The organism is Ruegeria sp. BF8, from assembly GCF_056538625.1.
Map to the genome: position 1 here is coordinate 108653 of NZ_JBQFTL010000001.1, position 14718 is coordinate 123370.

The following is a 14718-nucleotide window of genomic DNA, read 5'->3' on the forward strand; positions in this document are numbered from 1 at the left end:
CGCCCAACCCTAGTAGTCACGCTCGAAGAAAATCCCGATGCCGGTATCGCCGCGCCCATCTACGGTGCCGCGCACCGTCACGCTGTCGCTGACGTCCAGGTTCAGGTTCACCTCGGTGTCGCCTTCGGTGTTCACGGTGAAATCGGTGTACAGGTTGTCGCTCAGATAAGCGCCGGCGCCCAGACGCCCGCCGCCGCCCTCGGTCGCGCCGACGTCGACGGTATCTACGCCCGTGGCGTCCCGAACGCCCTTGGTGGCATCGCCACCGGCACCGCTCAGTTGGGCCAGCGACGCGGCCATCTGGGCGATGACAAACGGGGACAGTTCGGAAAAGCGGTTGCCGAACAGCAGCATGGCCAGCGCCTCTTCGGCGGGGCGTTCGGGGTCCGAGAACACATCGACTGTCGGAGAATCCAGCGGGCCCGCGATTTCCAACGTTGCGGTTCCATCCGAAGTGCTGGCCGAGGATTCGAACTCGATATACGGCGTCAGGTCGCCCTGCAGGCTGACCACGCCTTTGGTCAGCGCCAGCCTCCGGCCAAGGATGTCCAGATTACCGCGGATCAGTTCGATCTGGCCCGATGGGATGACGGATTTGGTGGTGCCCTTGATGAAGATCGCACCGCCCAATTCAGCATTCACACCGCGGCCCCGTACGAAAACCGCCTTGGGGGCCAACAGGTTGATGTCGAGAGAGATGCGAGAGTCCGATTGCGACGTTTTCTCTTTTTCTACCAGCTGCGCCCGTTCCCGAGTGACGTAGCTGGCATTGCTTTCGTTCACGTGTTCGATCTTGGGGATCGGCGCGGCCCCCACCGCGCCAGATGCCGCGGCCAGGTTGATGTTGGTCTCGCCAAACGTGATCTGCCCGGCCAGCGAACTGTTCCCTGCCAGGGCGCCCGTCATAGCGATCTGGCCGTTCAACGTGGTCTCGTACAGAAGATTGTCGGTCAGGACGAGATTGTTGATTGCAGTTGTGATCTGCGCGTTGAACGGCGGTGTCAGGTCGACCGGGCCACTGACCGTAAATCCGCCTCCGGCGCGCATGCCGCCGCGCATCGAAATCGTTGCTCGGCTGTTGGCAAGGTCTACAGTTCCGCCGATATCGGTGATGGTCTGCCCAACGCTGGGGATCGCCATCGACGTCCCTGAGGTGGTGATCTGACCACTCAGCGACTCCAGCGCCGGCTTGCCCTTCAACGCCAGGTCGAACCGGGCCGATCCGTCGATCTTGTTGGGCGTGATGAAGATGTTTGCAATGCCCAAATTGACGCCGCCCTGTGCGGAGATGTCGGCATTGCCCGAGGCTTCGTCGTAGGTTCCCTTGACTGCACTGCTGATCTCGGCCGGTCCGGCGGTATTGGCATCAATGGTCCACACGCCGTTCTGGCGCGTTGCATTGCCTTTCGCCGTCAAGCTGCCCGGAAACTCGGGCGCAAAACGTTCGACCCGATCAAACTTGGCGTCAAAGTCCAGGTCAGCCGAGCCATCCGTATTTACGCTGCCGACAAGATTGGCATAGGACGTCTCCGGGCCGGTCACTCTGACCGTGCCCTCGACACCGCTGGATGTGGGGGCCACATTCCCGTTCACCTTCAGCGGTCCCGTCAGGGTCTGTGAAACCCGGGCGAGGTCGTCCAACGCGGCGGAGAAGCTCAGCCCTCCGCTTTCGCGGCTCAAGATGCCGGATGCGTTAGCGGACAAGGCTGTCCCTGCAAGCCGGAAGTTGCGGATGTTCAACCCTTCCTCGCCGTTCGATGCGTCGACTGTCAGCGTCGTCTGTCCGGGGATCAGCGCATCCACCGCTTGGATTCCGGTCAGGATGTCCTCTGCATTGATTTTGCCCTGCACGTCGAAGACTTTGCTGCCACGGGCCCCTCGACCGGTCACATCCGCCGTGACCGCGCCCGCCAACGTACGGCCTGCCAGTCCGGAAAAGACGGACAGGTCGGGGGCATCGACCTGCGCCTGACCGTCAAAGGCCAGGTTTCCGGTCGGATCGTCGATGGTTGCCGCGACTTGGGCACTCAGCGCGGTTGCGTCAACGGTCGCTTTGCGGATTTCGATCCGGTCACCGGTGCGCGCGCCGTCGAAGTTCAGGACGACGCGCCCGGTCACAAGCGGATCCACCTGATCTAGCCCGGTTTGCAGGTCTGTAGTCGTCACCTGCGCAGTGCCATCAAACTCAAGGGTCTGCACGGTGCCTTTGCCATCCACCTGGGCCTGAACAGCCCCCGCAAGGTCGCGCTTGGCGAGGCCGGAGAATACCGAAAGGTCAGAGGCATTGACGCGGGCCTGGCCGTCGATGGTCAGATTGCCGTTCGGAGTGGTGACCACGCCATCCGCCTGTGCGTTCAGGGTTTCGCCGTCGATGGTGAAAGCGCGGATCAAGATGCCGGTTGCATCCCGCTTGGCGTCCAGCGTGATGTCCGTCTCGCCCGCGATGATGGGGTCGATGTCGTCCCGACCAGTGGACAGGTTTTGTCCGGAAACGGCCAGCTTGCCGTCAAAACTGCCCTCCAAAGGCGAGCCCGCCCCCTCGACCCGGACCGATGCCCGGCCGCCCAGATCCAATTTGGCGACCTCAGAGAAACGAGACAGATCGGACGCCTGCACCGTTGCCGATCCGTCAATTTTCAGACCGCTTTCAAGCCCGCTGACGACCGCATCGGCGGTCGCTGAATAGTCGGTTCCCCCAAGTTCGAAACCCGAGAGTCGGAGCGATTTGTCCCGTCCGTATTCGAACAGGCCATCAAGGGTGACGCGATCGCCCACCGCTGTGTTCAGAGCAGGGTCAGCCAAGTCCAAACCATCCAGAGAGGCTTGAAGATCCCCGGTCAGGTCCAGGCCGCCAATCTGAGCCAGGGTGCCCTGTGCGGTCAACCGAGTGTGCGCAATCTGGACTTGGGGTGTGACAACATTCTCGGTCGTCAGGCTCAGGTCCCAATGATTGCCGTTCTCGTGGTCGAACAGGGCAGAGAGCTGTGCGGCCTTGACGGATGTGTCTCCTCCACCGAATGGCAGGACCACGTCGTCCCCGGCCGGCGGCGAGATCCGTGCCTGGACGGCTGCCAGTTGCAGCGCCCCGCCTGTTCCAAGGCTGAGCTGCGCTTCCAGTTTCAAAGCTTCGGACGTGATGTCCGCCGCGGTAATCTCCAGCGCACCTTGGGCTCCGGTACGGCCATCGACATACAGACGTGTATCCGTACCGAAGAAGGTATCCATGTTGGCGGCCAGAAATGGGGTCAGGTCGCCGCCCAGGTCGGCGGTAAAGGCAATGCCTTCGTCTGCCGCCCCTTCCGTATTCTCTATCCCGCGCAGGCGCACCTGGCCCGAGACGCGGTCGACATTGTCACTGCTCAGCCCGATATCCGCCGTGAAGTCGGTGATCGGACCGGACCCTTTGGCCGTCAGGCCGATGGGTGGGCTGTCCGGTATATTCAATGCGGTCGAAATCAGCCCACCTGACGCCTCGGAGACGGTCAGGTCCAGGTCGATTTGCCGGCTTTCGTTCTGGAAACCGGCCACAAGATTTATCTGATCGCCGGCCCGGTCCAACCGATTGATATCCAGCTTGGTGTCCAGCGCGCCATCGGCAAGATTCAGGTTTCCGTCCACTGAAAGGTCTGCTGCAACGCCGATCAGCGGTTCGCCCAGGGACAACTCGTCGACGCGCAGTTCACCGATCTCAATCGCCACGGGCAGTTCTGGCAGTTGAAAGGGTTCGGTCTCGGCGGTGGCGGCCGGTTCGTCCGTGGTGGTCTTGCCGGGTGCGCGTGCGATGTCGATTTCTTCGGCGGTCAGGGCGTTCACGGAAAACCGGCCGCGGATCAGGGCCAGCCGGTTCCAATCCAGCTCGGCGTTCTTGATGGTCAGCCAGACTCCTTCGTCGTCGGCCACCGTGATCTCCTGGATGCGTGCGCGAGAGCTCAGCGCGCCCTCCAAGCCGATGACCCGGATATTTCGGTTGTCTCCGGATAACGTGTTCTGCAGGAAATCGGTCAGCAGACCGCCGCTCTCTTCCTCTTGCGCGGCCACGGGGCCGGACAGGGCAAAGGCGGTTGCCCCGACCGTCAGAGGATATGAAAGGTAACGCCTCAAAATGCTTGCCCGATCCCGATATAGAACTGCAGCCCGTTGCCCGTGTCACCTTGCACAGGCACCGCCAGGTCCAGCCTTAGCGGGCCGAAGCCGCCCAGATCGTACCGAACGCCAAGGCCCGCGCCCGCGTGGTACTCGGCGCCACTGCCAATGAACGAAGACGTGTCCACGATACCGTAGTCGTAAAACCCAACAAGAGACAGCTTTTCGGTGACCTTGCCGCGCACCTCGCCCGACAGGCCAAGAAAGGACTTGCCGCCGGCAATGCCCGTGCCGACGGGGACACCAAGGCTTTCATAGGGCTGACCGCGAACGGTGCCCGCGCCGCCGGAGAAGAACAGGAAATCCGGTGTGACACCATCCGGCGGGGGGCCGAGTATCGATCCAAGTTGCACCCGCCCGGCCAGCACGATCCGGCCGCCAGTGCCCAGGCTGGTATAGGCGCGACCGTCGAAAAACAGGCGCAGCCCGGTATCCGTGCCCGAGATGCCGACAAAGGGCATGAACTGGCTGTCCAGGTAATACCCGCGGGTGGCGCTGACCTTGCTGTCGCGTTTGTCCCACTCGGACCGGAACGGAATGATGAAATACCGGAACTTGCGGCCGTCACCATAGGCGTCGTCAGCGTTCGAGATAGAAAAGCCCACAGCCGCCTCGGCATACAACTCGTCCGAGAACGTCCGCCGCGCACCATAGGTCAGCGAGGCAACCGACACGCTGTAATTGTCGGTATTTCGGCGCTCGAGCAGCGCGCTCCAGAAGGTGTTGTCGTCGGGGCCCAATCGGTCAGGCTGATCCAGACGCAGACCCAACCGCCCGTCGATATCCTCTGACCCGCCGATATTTCGGATGGCGGCCTCAAAGCGTAGCCGCTGGGCGCGCCGGAACACGTTGCGGTGGGTCCAGGTCGCGGTCAGGTCCAAGCCATCGCGCGAAGCCAGTTCGACCCCAAACGTCAGGCGGCGTTTGGGCAAGTCCTCGAAGGTGGCGTCGAAATCCAGCGTGCCGTCCGGGTTCGGCGTGTCCCGTTCCTGGATCGAGACGGTGCTGAACGTACCAGTCCGCCGCAGCCGTGTGCCGACCTTTTGCAACTTTTCGGGCGAGTAGACCTCGCCGGACGGGAAACCGGCGATTTTCTCGATCGAACTGTGGCGGACATCGGTGCCGCCTTCGATATACATCTTGCCGAACTTCAGGCGCGGCCCCTGATCCAGGTCGATCCGGGCGTCCAGCTGGGCCTGTGCGTGCCGGGCGATGATCTGTTGATCGCGCAGTTTCGCTTTGGCGTGGCCCGCGTCCTTCCAGGCCTGAATCCCGGCCGAAGTCGCCTGTTGAATGGCGCCGGTCGTGGCCAGCTTGCCGGGGGCAAACTCTTCGGGCAATTCCGTATCGGGGGCCAAAGGCTGAACGACTGCGGTTCCGAAATTGTACGCTTTGCCGGGGCGAATGGTGATCGTTGCCCGATTGATCTGCGCAGGAACGCTCAGCGAGCTGAGATCTGCCGCTTCTTTCCCGTCCAGCTTGATGCTGACCGACGGGCCGAAATATCCTGCATCATAGAGAATTTGCACGATCGTTCGGTAATCCGACAACGCGGCTGACAGAACTTCAAGCGGCGTGTCCAGCCCCCGGTTGTCGGCAGTCATGACCGAGGACGTTTCCTCAATCTGCTTTTTCAAGTCGTCCGACAATCCTGGCGCTGCAAGCGATGTTTCCAGTGCCATCGCACAGGTCGGGGCGAGGGCAAAAAACACACCCGCGCACCAGTTCTTCAGACCGCCCCTACGTCTGCTCGCCTGCATCAAATGGCTCCACCTGTCCCGGGCCGCATTGATTTGCGCTGCTTGTCGCGGCGCCGCGATCCCTTGGAAACAGTTAGACCATCTCAAACCGCTCAGGCAAAGAAATAAACGCGGATTTCCCAGTTCCCATGCGAAGTTGTGGAAAAGCTGCCGCTACAGGCCCGCGTTTCGGAACCAACGGATAATGGCCTCGCGGTCTTCGGGTTCCATATAGGTGATGTTGGCCGGCGGCATCGCGTGGCTGACACCAGCCTGCAGATAGATTTGCTCGGCATTGCGCGCGATGTCACCTTCGGTTTCTAGAAGAACACCCTTGGGGGCCCAGAGGATTCCGTCCCAGACGGGCTCGCGCGCGTGACACATGGAACAGCGCCCCAAGACTACGTCATGGGCTTCTTCAAAGCCGCTGGCCTGCACAAAGCGCTCCTCGAACTGGGTCAGAGGCTGCGCCTCGGCCTCTTCCAGCGGTTTGTACATCGGCGCAGTGGACAGCCACATGATGGCGATGAACAGCAGGGCCGTCACAAGCCAGGTCCAGGTCGGGTTGCCGGCCCGGGCGTGGCGCGTATTGAAGTAGTGCCGGATGGTGACACCCATCAGGAAGACCAGCGCCGCGATGATCCAGTTGTATTCGGTCGCAAAAGCCAAGGGATAGTGGTTCGACAGCATCAGGAAGACCACCGGCAAAGTCAGATAGTTATTGTGGGTCGAGCGCAGCTTGGCGATCTTGCCGTATTTCGGGTCCGGGGTGCGGCCGTTTTTCAGGTCGTCCACAACGATCCGTTGGTTGGGCATGATGATGAAAAACACATTGGCCGTCATGATCGTGGCGGTGAAGGCGCCCAGATGCAGCATCATCGCGCGGCCGGTGAAGATCTGGTTGTAACCCCAGCCCATCGCCACCAGCAGAACGAACAGCAGCAGCATCAGCAGGGTCGGGCGCTCGCCCAGACCGGATTTGCACAGGAAGTCATAGATCAGCCAGCCCACGGTCAGCGACGCCGCCGAGATCAGGATGCCCTGCCACAGCGCCAGATCGGCCTTCTGTGCGTCGATCAGATACAGCTCGCCGCCCACCCAGTAAACGATCATCAGCAGGGCCGCGCCGCTGAGCCAGGTTGCATAGCTTTCCCATTTGAACCAGGTCAGGTGGTCGGGCATCCGCTCGGGTGCCACAAGGTATTTCTGGATGTGATAGAAGCCGCCGCCATGCACCTGCCATTCCTCGCCATCCGCAGGACCGGGGATGTCGCGGTTCAGGCCGAGGTCCAGCGCGATGAAATAGAATGACGATCCGATCCAGGCGATTGCCGTGATGACATGCAGCCACCGCACCGCAAATGCCATCCAGTCCCAGAACACGGCGAATTCATACATGCAAAGCTCTCCGATTGCTTGCCGACACACTAGGCAAACGGGATTTTCTTCGGTATTCCCGTATATTGTCAAACTGTATCAAAAAAAACGAAAAGATGTCCTATCTCGACAATATCCGTACCTTTGTCCGGGTCTATGATCTTGGCAGCATGTCCGCGGCCGGACGCGATCTGCGAATCTCGCCAGCGGTGACTTCGGCGCGGATTTCCCAGCTCGAAGATCATTTGGGTGTGCGATTGTTCCAGCGTACCACCCGAAACCTCAGCCCGACCGAGCAGGGCCGGGCGTTCTACCCCGGTGCGGTTGCGGTTCTGGATGCCGTGAACGAGGCCGAGGCGCAGGTCGTGCACCTGACCGAAGCGCCCCGGGGATCGCTTTTTGTTGCGGCTCCACTGGGGGTCGGGCGAAGGCTGTTGGCGCCTCAAGTGCCTGAATTTCTTGCCGACTACCCCGAGATTGACGTGCGGCTGCGTCTGACGGACAGGTCTGTTGATCTCACGACCGAAGGGCTTGATCTGGCGTTCTTCATCGGTCAACCCGAAGACAGCACTTTGCGAATCCGCAAAATCGCGGATTGCCAGCGCGTCTTGTGTGCTGCGCCAGACTATGTTGCGCGCCGGGGCATGCCCCGGACCGGGGCGGAGCTGATATCGGACCGGCACGAATGCCTGAACCTGCGATTCCCCGGAGCAACCGAGTTTCAATGGCTGCTGCAGACTGCCGAAGGACCCAAACGGTTTGCGGTGTCCGGACGGTTCGAGTGCGACGATGGCGATGTTCTGACTGATTGGGCGCTGGCTGGGCAGGGGATCGCGATGAAACCCGTTTTTGAAGTGGCCGAGCATCTCAAGGCCGGGCGACTGGTGCCCGTTGCCGTCGACACGCCACCGGTTTCGGTCCAGATGGCTTGTCTCTACACGCATCGGCGTCATCAGGACCCCAAAGCGCGACTGTTCATGGATTTCATGATCTCGCGGATCGGCGACGTGGTGCGGACGTCGCAGGTCTGAGGGGTCAGCTGCCCCGGTAGGTCGAATACCCGAATGGCGACAGCAATAGCGGCACATGGTAATGCGCCTCGGGGTCGGACATGCCGAACCGGATCGGTATTTGATCAAGGAAAAGAGGCTCTTCAACGGCTTGTCCGGAGGCCCGCAGGTAGTCGCCCGCAAAGAAGATCAACTCGTAGATACCGGTCTTGAAAGTCTTTTCCGGCAGGATGGGACTGTCGGTGCGCCCGTCCGCATTGGTTTCCATCTCAACCAGTTTCCGGTGCGAATTGCCGGACACGCGGTACAACGCGATTTTCAGCCCCTCGGCCGGACATCCCCGCGCCGTGTCCAGAACATGGGTCGTCAGATAGCCTGCCACGAGTTGCTCCTGCTGTTGTCTGCACGTTTCGTCTTCGGATGCCATTTTAAGCAATCCGGTTTGCATTGCCCACCTTGCGGCAAAGGCCATGGCGCAGGGAACGCCGAAACAACCGGAAACAGCGTTCGGATTGATTTGATAATCCATCACGGTTTTATGGGATAAACCGAATGGAAGCTTGAAATTGAAGACGGAAAGCAGAATGCAGCCCCCCCGATACCCCCGCGACATGATTGGATACGGAGCCAACCCGCCAGATGCCCAGTGGCCAGGCGGAGCCAAGCTGGCAGTGCAGATCGTGCTGAACTATGAAGAGGGCGGCGAAAACTGCGTATTGCATGGCGACGCTGCGTCCGAGGCATTTCTGTCCGAAATCGTGGGTGCCGCGCCTTGGCCCGGCCAGCGTCATTGGAACATGGAATCCATATATGAATACGGCGCCCGCGCCGGGTTCTGGCGGCTGCATCGCCTGATGGCCGACCTGCCGGTGACCGTCTATGGCGTGGCCACCGCGCTGGCGCGCTCGCCCGATCAGGTGGCGGCGATGAAATCCGCCGGGTGGGAGATCGCCAGCCACGGCCTGAAATGGGTCGAACACAAGGACATGCCCGAAGACGAAGAGCGCGCCCAGATCGCCGAGGCGATCCGCCTGCATACCGAGGTGGTCGGAGACCGTCCGCGCGGCTGGTACACGGGGCGATGTTCGGACAACACCGTGCGGCTGGTGGCCGAGGAAGGCGGGTTTGCCTATGTGGCCGACACCTACGCCGACGATCTGCCTTATTGGATGCATACCGGTGGGCGCGACCAGCTGATTGTGCCCTATACGTTGGACTGCAATGACATGCGCTTTGCCACGCCGCAGGGGTTCAACTCGGGCGATCAGTTCTTCGCCTATCTCCGCGACAGTTTCGATGCGCTCTATGCCGAGGGGCAGGCGGGCGCGCCCAAGATGTTGTCGATCGGTCTGCATTGCCGCCTGATCGGCCGACCGGGCCGGGTGATGGCGCTGAAGCGGTTCCTGGGCTATGCGCGCGGCTTCTCCGATGTATGGTTCGCGACCCGGTTGCAGATTGCCGAACATTGGGCGGCGCATCATCCGCCGCAGGATCGCCCACGCCCCTCGCAGATGGACCGCGACGCCTTCGTGGCGGCCTATGGCGGCATCTTCGAACATTCACCCTGGATCGCCGAGCGCGCCTGGGCGCTGGAATTGGGCCCCGCTCACGATACGGCGGGCGGGCTGCACAACGCGCTGGCGCGGGTGTTCCGTTCGGCCTCGTCCGAGGAACGCCTGGGCGTTCTGACTGCACACCCGGATCTGGCGGGCAAGCTGGCGCAGGCCAAACGCCTGACGGCCGAAAGCACCTCGGAACAGGCCTCGGCCGGGTTGGACGCCCTGACCGACGCCGAGCGCGACGCCTTCACCGATTTGAACACGCGTTACACCGAAAAATTCGGCTTTCCCTTCATCATCGCGGTGCGCGACCACGACAAGGCCTCGATCCTGCAGGCGTTCCAGCGACGCATCGAGAATGACCGCGAGACCGAGTTCGCCGAGGCCTGCCGCCGGGTCGAGCGCATCGCCGAGTTCCGGCTGCGCGACCTGCTGCCCTCATGACGCGGATCGTTCCTATCGCGCCGCTGACGGCCCAAGCCTTTGCACCGTTCGGCGATGTGCTTGAGGTTTCGGGCACGCCGGACAAGATCATCAACCAGGGTCAGTGCGGGCGATACCATGACCGGGCGGTTCTGGATTTCGCGGATGGGCGCGCGGGGATCAGCCTGTTCGATGCCAATCCGCGGGCATTGCCCTATCAACTGGACATGGTCGAACGTCACCCCCAAGGCAGCCAGGCTTTCGTTCCCATGACCAACCAGCCGTTCCTGGTGATCGTCGCGCCGGATGAGGATGGCGTTCCCGGCCGGCCGCTGGCCTTCGTGACGCAGCCGGGGCAGGCTGTGAACTACCATAGGGGCACGTGGCACGGTGTGCTGACGCCACTGCACGCGCCAGGCCTTTTCGCGGTAGTCGACCGTATCGGTTCAGGCGCAAACCTCGAGGAGCACTGGTTCGATACCCCTTACGAGGTGGTTGAACGCTAAGCCAATTTTGAAGCCGCCGGAGAAGCGGCAAGACCCCCATGAGAAAACAGGGAGACAGTTGAGATCATGGCCGAAACTTCGATAGGAACACCCGATCAGCTTCGGGATCCGAATTACACGCCTGCGCTGCACAAGGCGATACCACTTGGGATTCAGCACGTTCTGGCAATGTTTGTGTCAAACGTGACCCCCGCCATCATCGTGGCCGGTGCGGCCGGGTTTGGCTTCGGGTCGAACTCGCCCGATTTTCCCGAGCTGCTGTATCTGATCCAGATGTCGATGCTGTTTGCAGGGCTGGCGACCTTGTTGCAGACCATCACACTGGGCCCGGTTGGTGCGGCATTGCCCATCGTTCAGGGAACAAGCTTTGCGTTCCTGCCCATCATGATCCCATTGGTGGCTGGCAAGGGCGTTGAGGCCCTTGCCGCGCTGTTCGGAGGCGTTCTGATCGGCGGCATCTTTCACGCCTGCCTTGGGATGTTCATTGGCAAGATCCGCTTCGCTCTGCCGCCATTGGTCACGGGCCTTGTTGTGACGATGATCGGATTGGCACTTGTCAAGGTCGGCATCCAATATGCGGCGGGTGGTGTCCCTGCGATCGGTACGCCGGAATACGGATCGCTGCTCAACTGGTCTGCGGCACTGGTCGTCGTGATCGTCACGCTGGGCCTCAAGTTCTTTGCCCGCGGAATGCTGTCGGTGTCTGCGGTTCTGGTCGGATTGGCTGTCGGCTATGTCTACGCCCTGATGGTCGGAATGGTGACGTTTGAAGCCATTGGAACAAGCTGGTCGCGGGCCGCTGGTTTCGCGCTGCCGGTGCCCTTCAAATATGGGTTCGAATTCTCGCTGGCGGCGGTGATCGGGTTCTGCCTCATGGCTTTCGTGTCAGCGGTCGAAACCGTCGGTGACGTTTCGGGCATTACCAAAGGTGGCGCGGGTCGCGAGGCCACGGACAAAGAGATCGGGGGAGCGACCTACGCAGATGGTGTTGGCACGGCTGTCGCCGGTATCTTTGGCGGTTTGCCGAATACCTCGTTCAGTCAGAATGTCGGCCTGATCGCGATGACCGGTGTCATGAGCCGCCATGTCGTCACGATTGGTGCGCTCTTCCTGATCCTATGCGGACTTGTTCCCAAGGTCGGCGCCATCATACGCACTGTTCCGATCGAAGTTCTGGGGGGCGGTGTGATCGTCATGTTCGGCATGGTGGTGGCTGCCGGCATTTCGATGTTGTCCGACGTGGACTGGAACCGGCGCAACATGGTGATCTTCGCCATCTCGCTGTCGATCGGGCTCGGCTTGCAGCTGGAGCCCGGCGCGGTTCAGCACTTGCCGGACACAATCCGCATCCTGATGACAAGCGGACTGCTGCCCGCAGCGCTGATCGCCATCGTGCTGAACCTCATTCTGCCGCATGAACTGGCCGAGGAATCGACCGAAGAGGTCTCGGGCGGAATGGCCGGTCACGGCGCTGGCAGTTTGCCGCACGACTGAAACCTGTAACTCAGCCCTGCAGCGCCAAGCGCGCTGCGGGCTATTCCGTCTGAGCCATCATACCGGCGACATCGAGCATACGGGCCGAAAAACCCCACTCATTGTCATACCATCCGAAAACCCGGACCTGATTTTGCCCGACAACACGTGTTTCCGGTCCGGCAATCACCAGCGATTCCGGTCGCGTACGCAGATCGGACGAGACCAGCGGCAAGTCGATCCAGCCGAGCACCTTTGATGCCTCGACGGCGCGGCGCAATTCGACCGAGAACAGCTCGGGTTTCATTCCATTTTGCAGGGTCACGACCAGATCGATGGCCGAGACGCTGGCAGTGGGCACCCGCACCGCCGCACCGGAAATACGTCCGGCCAGATGGGGCAGAACCTCGTCGATCAGATGGGTCGCGCTTGACGTTGTGGGTACCATCGACAAGGCCCCGGCCCGCGACCGCGCCAGGTCGCCGCGCGGGGCGTCCACCATCGGCTGGCTGTTTGTGTAGCAGTGAATCGTGGTCATGTGCGCTGAGGCGATGCCTCCGATCTCGTCGATCACCTTGGCCAGCGGCGCCAGCGCGTTGGTGGTGCAGGACGCGTTCGACACAATCCGGGCACTGCCCAGCATGTCTTCGTTGGCACCCAGAACGATCGTTGTTTCGGCGGCCGGGGACGGGCCGGAAATCAGCACCTTGCCAGCCCCTGCCTGCAGGCCCCGGATTGCGACATCCGAACTGCGCGCGATACCCGTGCAATCCAGCATCACGTCCACGCCGGACAGATCGACATCGGCAAGGTCGTCGCTGTGGCTCAGTGGAATCGAATGTCCATCTACCTGCAAGGCCCCGGCGCTGGTTTCGACCGAACCGGCATAAGGGCCGAACGTGCTGTCGTACTTTAACAGATAGGCACAGGTCTCAAGCGGTGCGATGTCGTTGATCAGCACCACTTGAACATCCGAACCCGCTGGCAGGGCCATGACCTGCCGCAGGATCGTGCGGCCGATGCGGCCGAATCCGTTGATTGCGAGTTTCATGCGCAAGCTATGGCAGGCCGTTTGACCGACCTCAATGCCCGTATGGCGTCGCCGCTATCCGCAGCTGACCTGCGAGAAGAACTGGCCCGAAATATTCTGGTACATGCTTGACCGGATCACCTTGCACCCGGTTGCCTGCTGGATGGCCGCAATGGCCTGAACCGTGCGCAGGCGCGGCGGCGGGCCGAACGGGTTGAGGTTGTTGTTGTCGCGGGTCGCACGATACACGACAGGGGCATCCGCAACCTGCGTCACAGCCCATGTGCGGCTCATGACGGATACGGTTTTGGTCGCTTCCTTCGCCACGACCGGGGCGGTGTCGACGGCGACCATGAAGCCGATCATGGCCAGTGCCGTCAGAGGGGCGCGCAGTTTCATCGACCAATCTCCACGAATGAACAAAACGAAATCACCTCTGATTTCAGCAAATTCCGCCGTCCCTGTGAACCCCTGCCGACGCAAAAGCCCGTTTTCAGAACCTTTTGCTGGTCATCGTGTGGACAGTTTCAACGGCATGTGCCGATTGACGTCCTTGTAGAGCAGATACCGGAATCGCCCCGGCCCGCCCGCGTAGCAGGCTTGAGGACAGAACGCGCGCAACCACATGTAGTCACCGGCCTCGACCTCGACCCAATCCTGGTTCAGTCGATAGACGGCCTTGCCCTCAAGCACATAAAGCCCGTGCTCCATGACATGCGTTTCGGCAAAGGGGATGACCCCGCCTGGTTCAAACGTGACAATGTTCACATGCATGTCATGGCGCAGATCACTTGGATCCGCGAAGCGCGTGGTGGCCCACCGACCTTCGGTGCCGGGCATTGGGGTTGGGGCGACGTCGCGTTCGTTGGTGATGATCGGATCGGGGGCCGGCAATCCGGGTACGGCCTCATAGGCCTTGCGTACCCAATGGAACCGGGCCACGGCGTCAGAGCGGTTGTGCAAGGTCCAATCGGACCCGGGCGGAATGTAGGCATAGCCCCCTGTGTCCAGCTCGTGGACCTGCCCCGCAAGGGTCAGGGTAACCGACCCTTCGACGACGAAGACCACGCCTTGAGCCTTCGGGTCCGTCTCGGGCGTATCGCTGCCGCCGCCCGGCTGGACCTCCATGATGTATTGCGAAAACGTCTCGGCAAACCCGCTGAGGGGGCGCGAAAGGACCCACAGTCGGGTCTGTTCCCAAAACGGCAGAAAGCTGGTCACGATGTCGCGCATCGTGCCTTTCGGGATGACGGCATAGGCGTCAGTGAACATGGCGCGGTCGGTCAGCAGCTGAGTCTGGTCCGGAAGCCCGCCGGTGGGCGCGTAGTAATTTTGATGAGCCATTCCTGTGCCTCAAGCTTGGTTTGCGATTACTATGGTCGCATCAGCGGCGGGCCGATAGCGCCGGCAGTCCGATAGGTTTGTTCGGCATTATTTGAAGGTCCGGCCGCTGGGGCT

The 14718-nt window shown here is 61.6% G+C and carries 11 protein-coding genes; 4 read left to right on the plus strand and 7 right to left on the minus strand.

Features of this window, described 5'->3' with window-relative positions; genetic code table 11:
* Nucleotides 1–9 precede the first annotated feature (9 nt).
* The 3 genes from ACR0LD_RS00510 to ACR0LD_RS00520 form a co-directional block, all read right to left on the minus strand.
* Nucleotides 10–4101, minus strand: coding sequence for a translocation/assembly module TamB domain-containing protein (locus ACR0LD_RS00510; protein ID WP_480635241.1), 4092 nt, complete (start codon nt 4099–4101; stop codon nt 10–12).
* Entirely contained in the window at nt 4098–5780 is a 1683-nt protein-coding gene (locus tag ACR0LD_RS00515) for an autotransporter assembly complex protein TamA (protein ID WP_480635243.1), read from the minus strand. The genes ACR0LD_RS00510 and ACR0LD_RS00515 overlap by 4 nt, the downstream gene beginning before the upstream one ends.
* Nucleotides 5781–6056: 276 nt before the next feature.
* Complete coding sequence (locus ACR0LD_RS00520; RefSeq protein WP_480635245.1) at nt 6057–7280, minus strand: urate hydroxylase PuuD; 1224 nt, start codon at nt 7278–7280, stop codon at nt 6057–6059.
* Between the two features lie 95 nt (nt 7281–7375).
* Between ACR0LD_RS00520 and ACR0LD_RS00525 the strand changes: the two genes are divergently transcribed.
* Nucleotides 7376–8290, plus strand: coding sequence for a LysR family transcriptional regulator (locus ACR0LD_RS00525; RefSeq protein ID WP_170337484.1), 915 nt, complete (start codon nt 7376–7378; stop codon nt 8288–8290).
* A 4-nt stretch (nt 8291–8294) separates the two neighbouring features.
* Here ACR0LD_RS00525 and uraH read toward each other — a convergent pair whose 3' ends face one another.
* Entirely contained in the window at nt 8295–8651 is a 357-nt protein-coding gene (uraH, locus tag ACR0LD_RS00530) for a hydroxyisourate hydrolase (RefSeq protein WP_170435373.1), read from the minus strand.
* A 202-nt stretch (nt 8652–8853) separates the two neighbouring features.
* On the opposite strand from uraH, the gene puuE reads away from it, so the two are divergent.
* The 3 genes from puuE to ACR0LD_RS00545 all read left to right on the plus strand — a co-directional run bounded on the left by puuE (nt 8854) and on the right by ACR0LD_RS00545 (nt 12251).
* Nucleotides 8854–10272 (plus strand): allantoinase PuuE, encoded by a 1419-nt coding sequence (puuE, locus tag ACR0LD_RS00535; RefSeq protein ID WP_480635248.1) that lies wholly within the window; start codon nt 8854–8856, stop codon nt 10270–10272.
* Nucleotides 10269–10757 (plus strand): ureidoglycolate lyase, encoded by a 489-nt coding sequence (locus tag ACR0LD_RS00540; RefSeq protein ID WP_480635250.1) that lies wholly within the window; start codon nt 10269–10271, stop codon nt 10755–10757. Before puuE ends, ACR0LD_RS00540 begins: the two co-directional genes overlap by 4 nt.
* 66 nt (nt 10758–10823) lie before the next feature.
* Nucleotides 10824–12251 (plus strand): uracil-xanthine permease family protein, encoded by a 1428-nt coding sequence (locus ACR0LD_RS00545; RefSeq protein WP_480635251.1) that lies wholly within the window; start codon nt 10824–10826, stop codon nt 12249–12251.
* Between the two features lie 40 nt (nt 12252–12291).
* On the opposite strand, the gene ACR0LD_RS00550 is transcribed toward ACR0LD_RS00545, so the two are convergent.
* The 3 genes from ACR0LD_RS00550 to ACR0LD_RS00560 all read right to left on the minus strand — a co-directional run bounded on the left by ACR0LD_RS00550 (nt 12292) and on the right by ACR0LD_RS00560 (nt 14604).
* Entirely contained in the window at nt 12292–13281 is a 990-nt protein-coding gene (locus ACR0LD_RS00550; RefSeq protein WP_480635253.1) for a type I glyceraldehyde-3-phosphate dehydrogenase, read from the minus strand.
* A gap of 54 nt (nt 13282–13335) precedes the next feature.
* A complete protein-coding gene (locus tag ACR0LD_RS00555; RefSeq protein ID WP_244952372.1) occupies nt 13336–13659 on the minus strand; it encodes a hypothetical protein in 324 nt (107 codons plus the stop codon).
* Between the two features lie 111 nt (nt 13660–13770).
* Complete coding sequence (locus ACR0LD_RS00560; RefSeq protein WP_170358122.1) at nt 13771–14604, minus strand: bifunctional allantoicase/(S)-ureidoglycine aminohydrolase; 834 nt, start codon at nt 14602–14604, stop codon at nt 13771–13773.
* Between the last annotated feature and the right edge of the window lie 114 nt (nt 14605–14718).

Excerpts from the sequence above, each read along its gene's own strand:
- ACR0LD_RS00520 (WP_480635245.1), bottom strand. The coding sequence starts at position 7,280 with ATGTATGAATTCGCCGTGTTCTGGGACTGGATGGCATTTGCGGTGCGG.
- ACR0LD_RS00525 (WP_170337484.1), top strand. The coding sequence starts at position 7,376 with ATGTCCTATCTCGACAATATCCGTACCTTTGTCCGGGTCTATGATCTT.
- puuE (WP_480635248.1), top strand. The coding sequence starts at position 8,854 with ATGCAGCCCCCCCGATACCCCCGCGACATGATTGGATACGGAGCCAAC.
- ACR0LD_RS00540 (WP_480635250.1), top strand. The coding sequence starts at position 10,269 with ATGACGCGGATCGTTCCTATCGCGCCGCTGACGGCCCAAGCCTTTGCA.
- ACR0LD_RS00545 (WP_480635251.1), top strand. The coding sequence starts at position 10,824 with ATGGCCGAAACTTCGATAGGAACACCCGATCAGCTTCGGGATCCGAAT.
- ACR0LD_RS00550 (WP_480635253.1), bottom strand. The coding sequence starts at position 13,281 with ATGAAACTCGCAATCAACGGATTCGGCCGCATCGGCCGCACGATCCTG.
- ACR0LD_RS00555 (WP_244952372.1), bottom strand. The coding sequence starts at position 13,659 with ATGAAACTGCGCGCCCCTCTGACGGCACTGGCCATGATCGGCTTCATG.
- ACR0LD_RS00560 (WP_170358122.1), bottom strand. The coding sequence starts at position 14,604 with ATGGCTCATCAAAATTACTACGCGCCCACCGGCGGGCTTCCGGACCAG.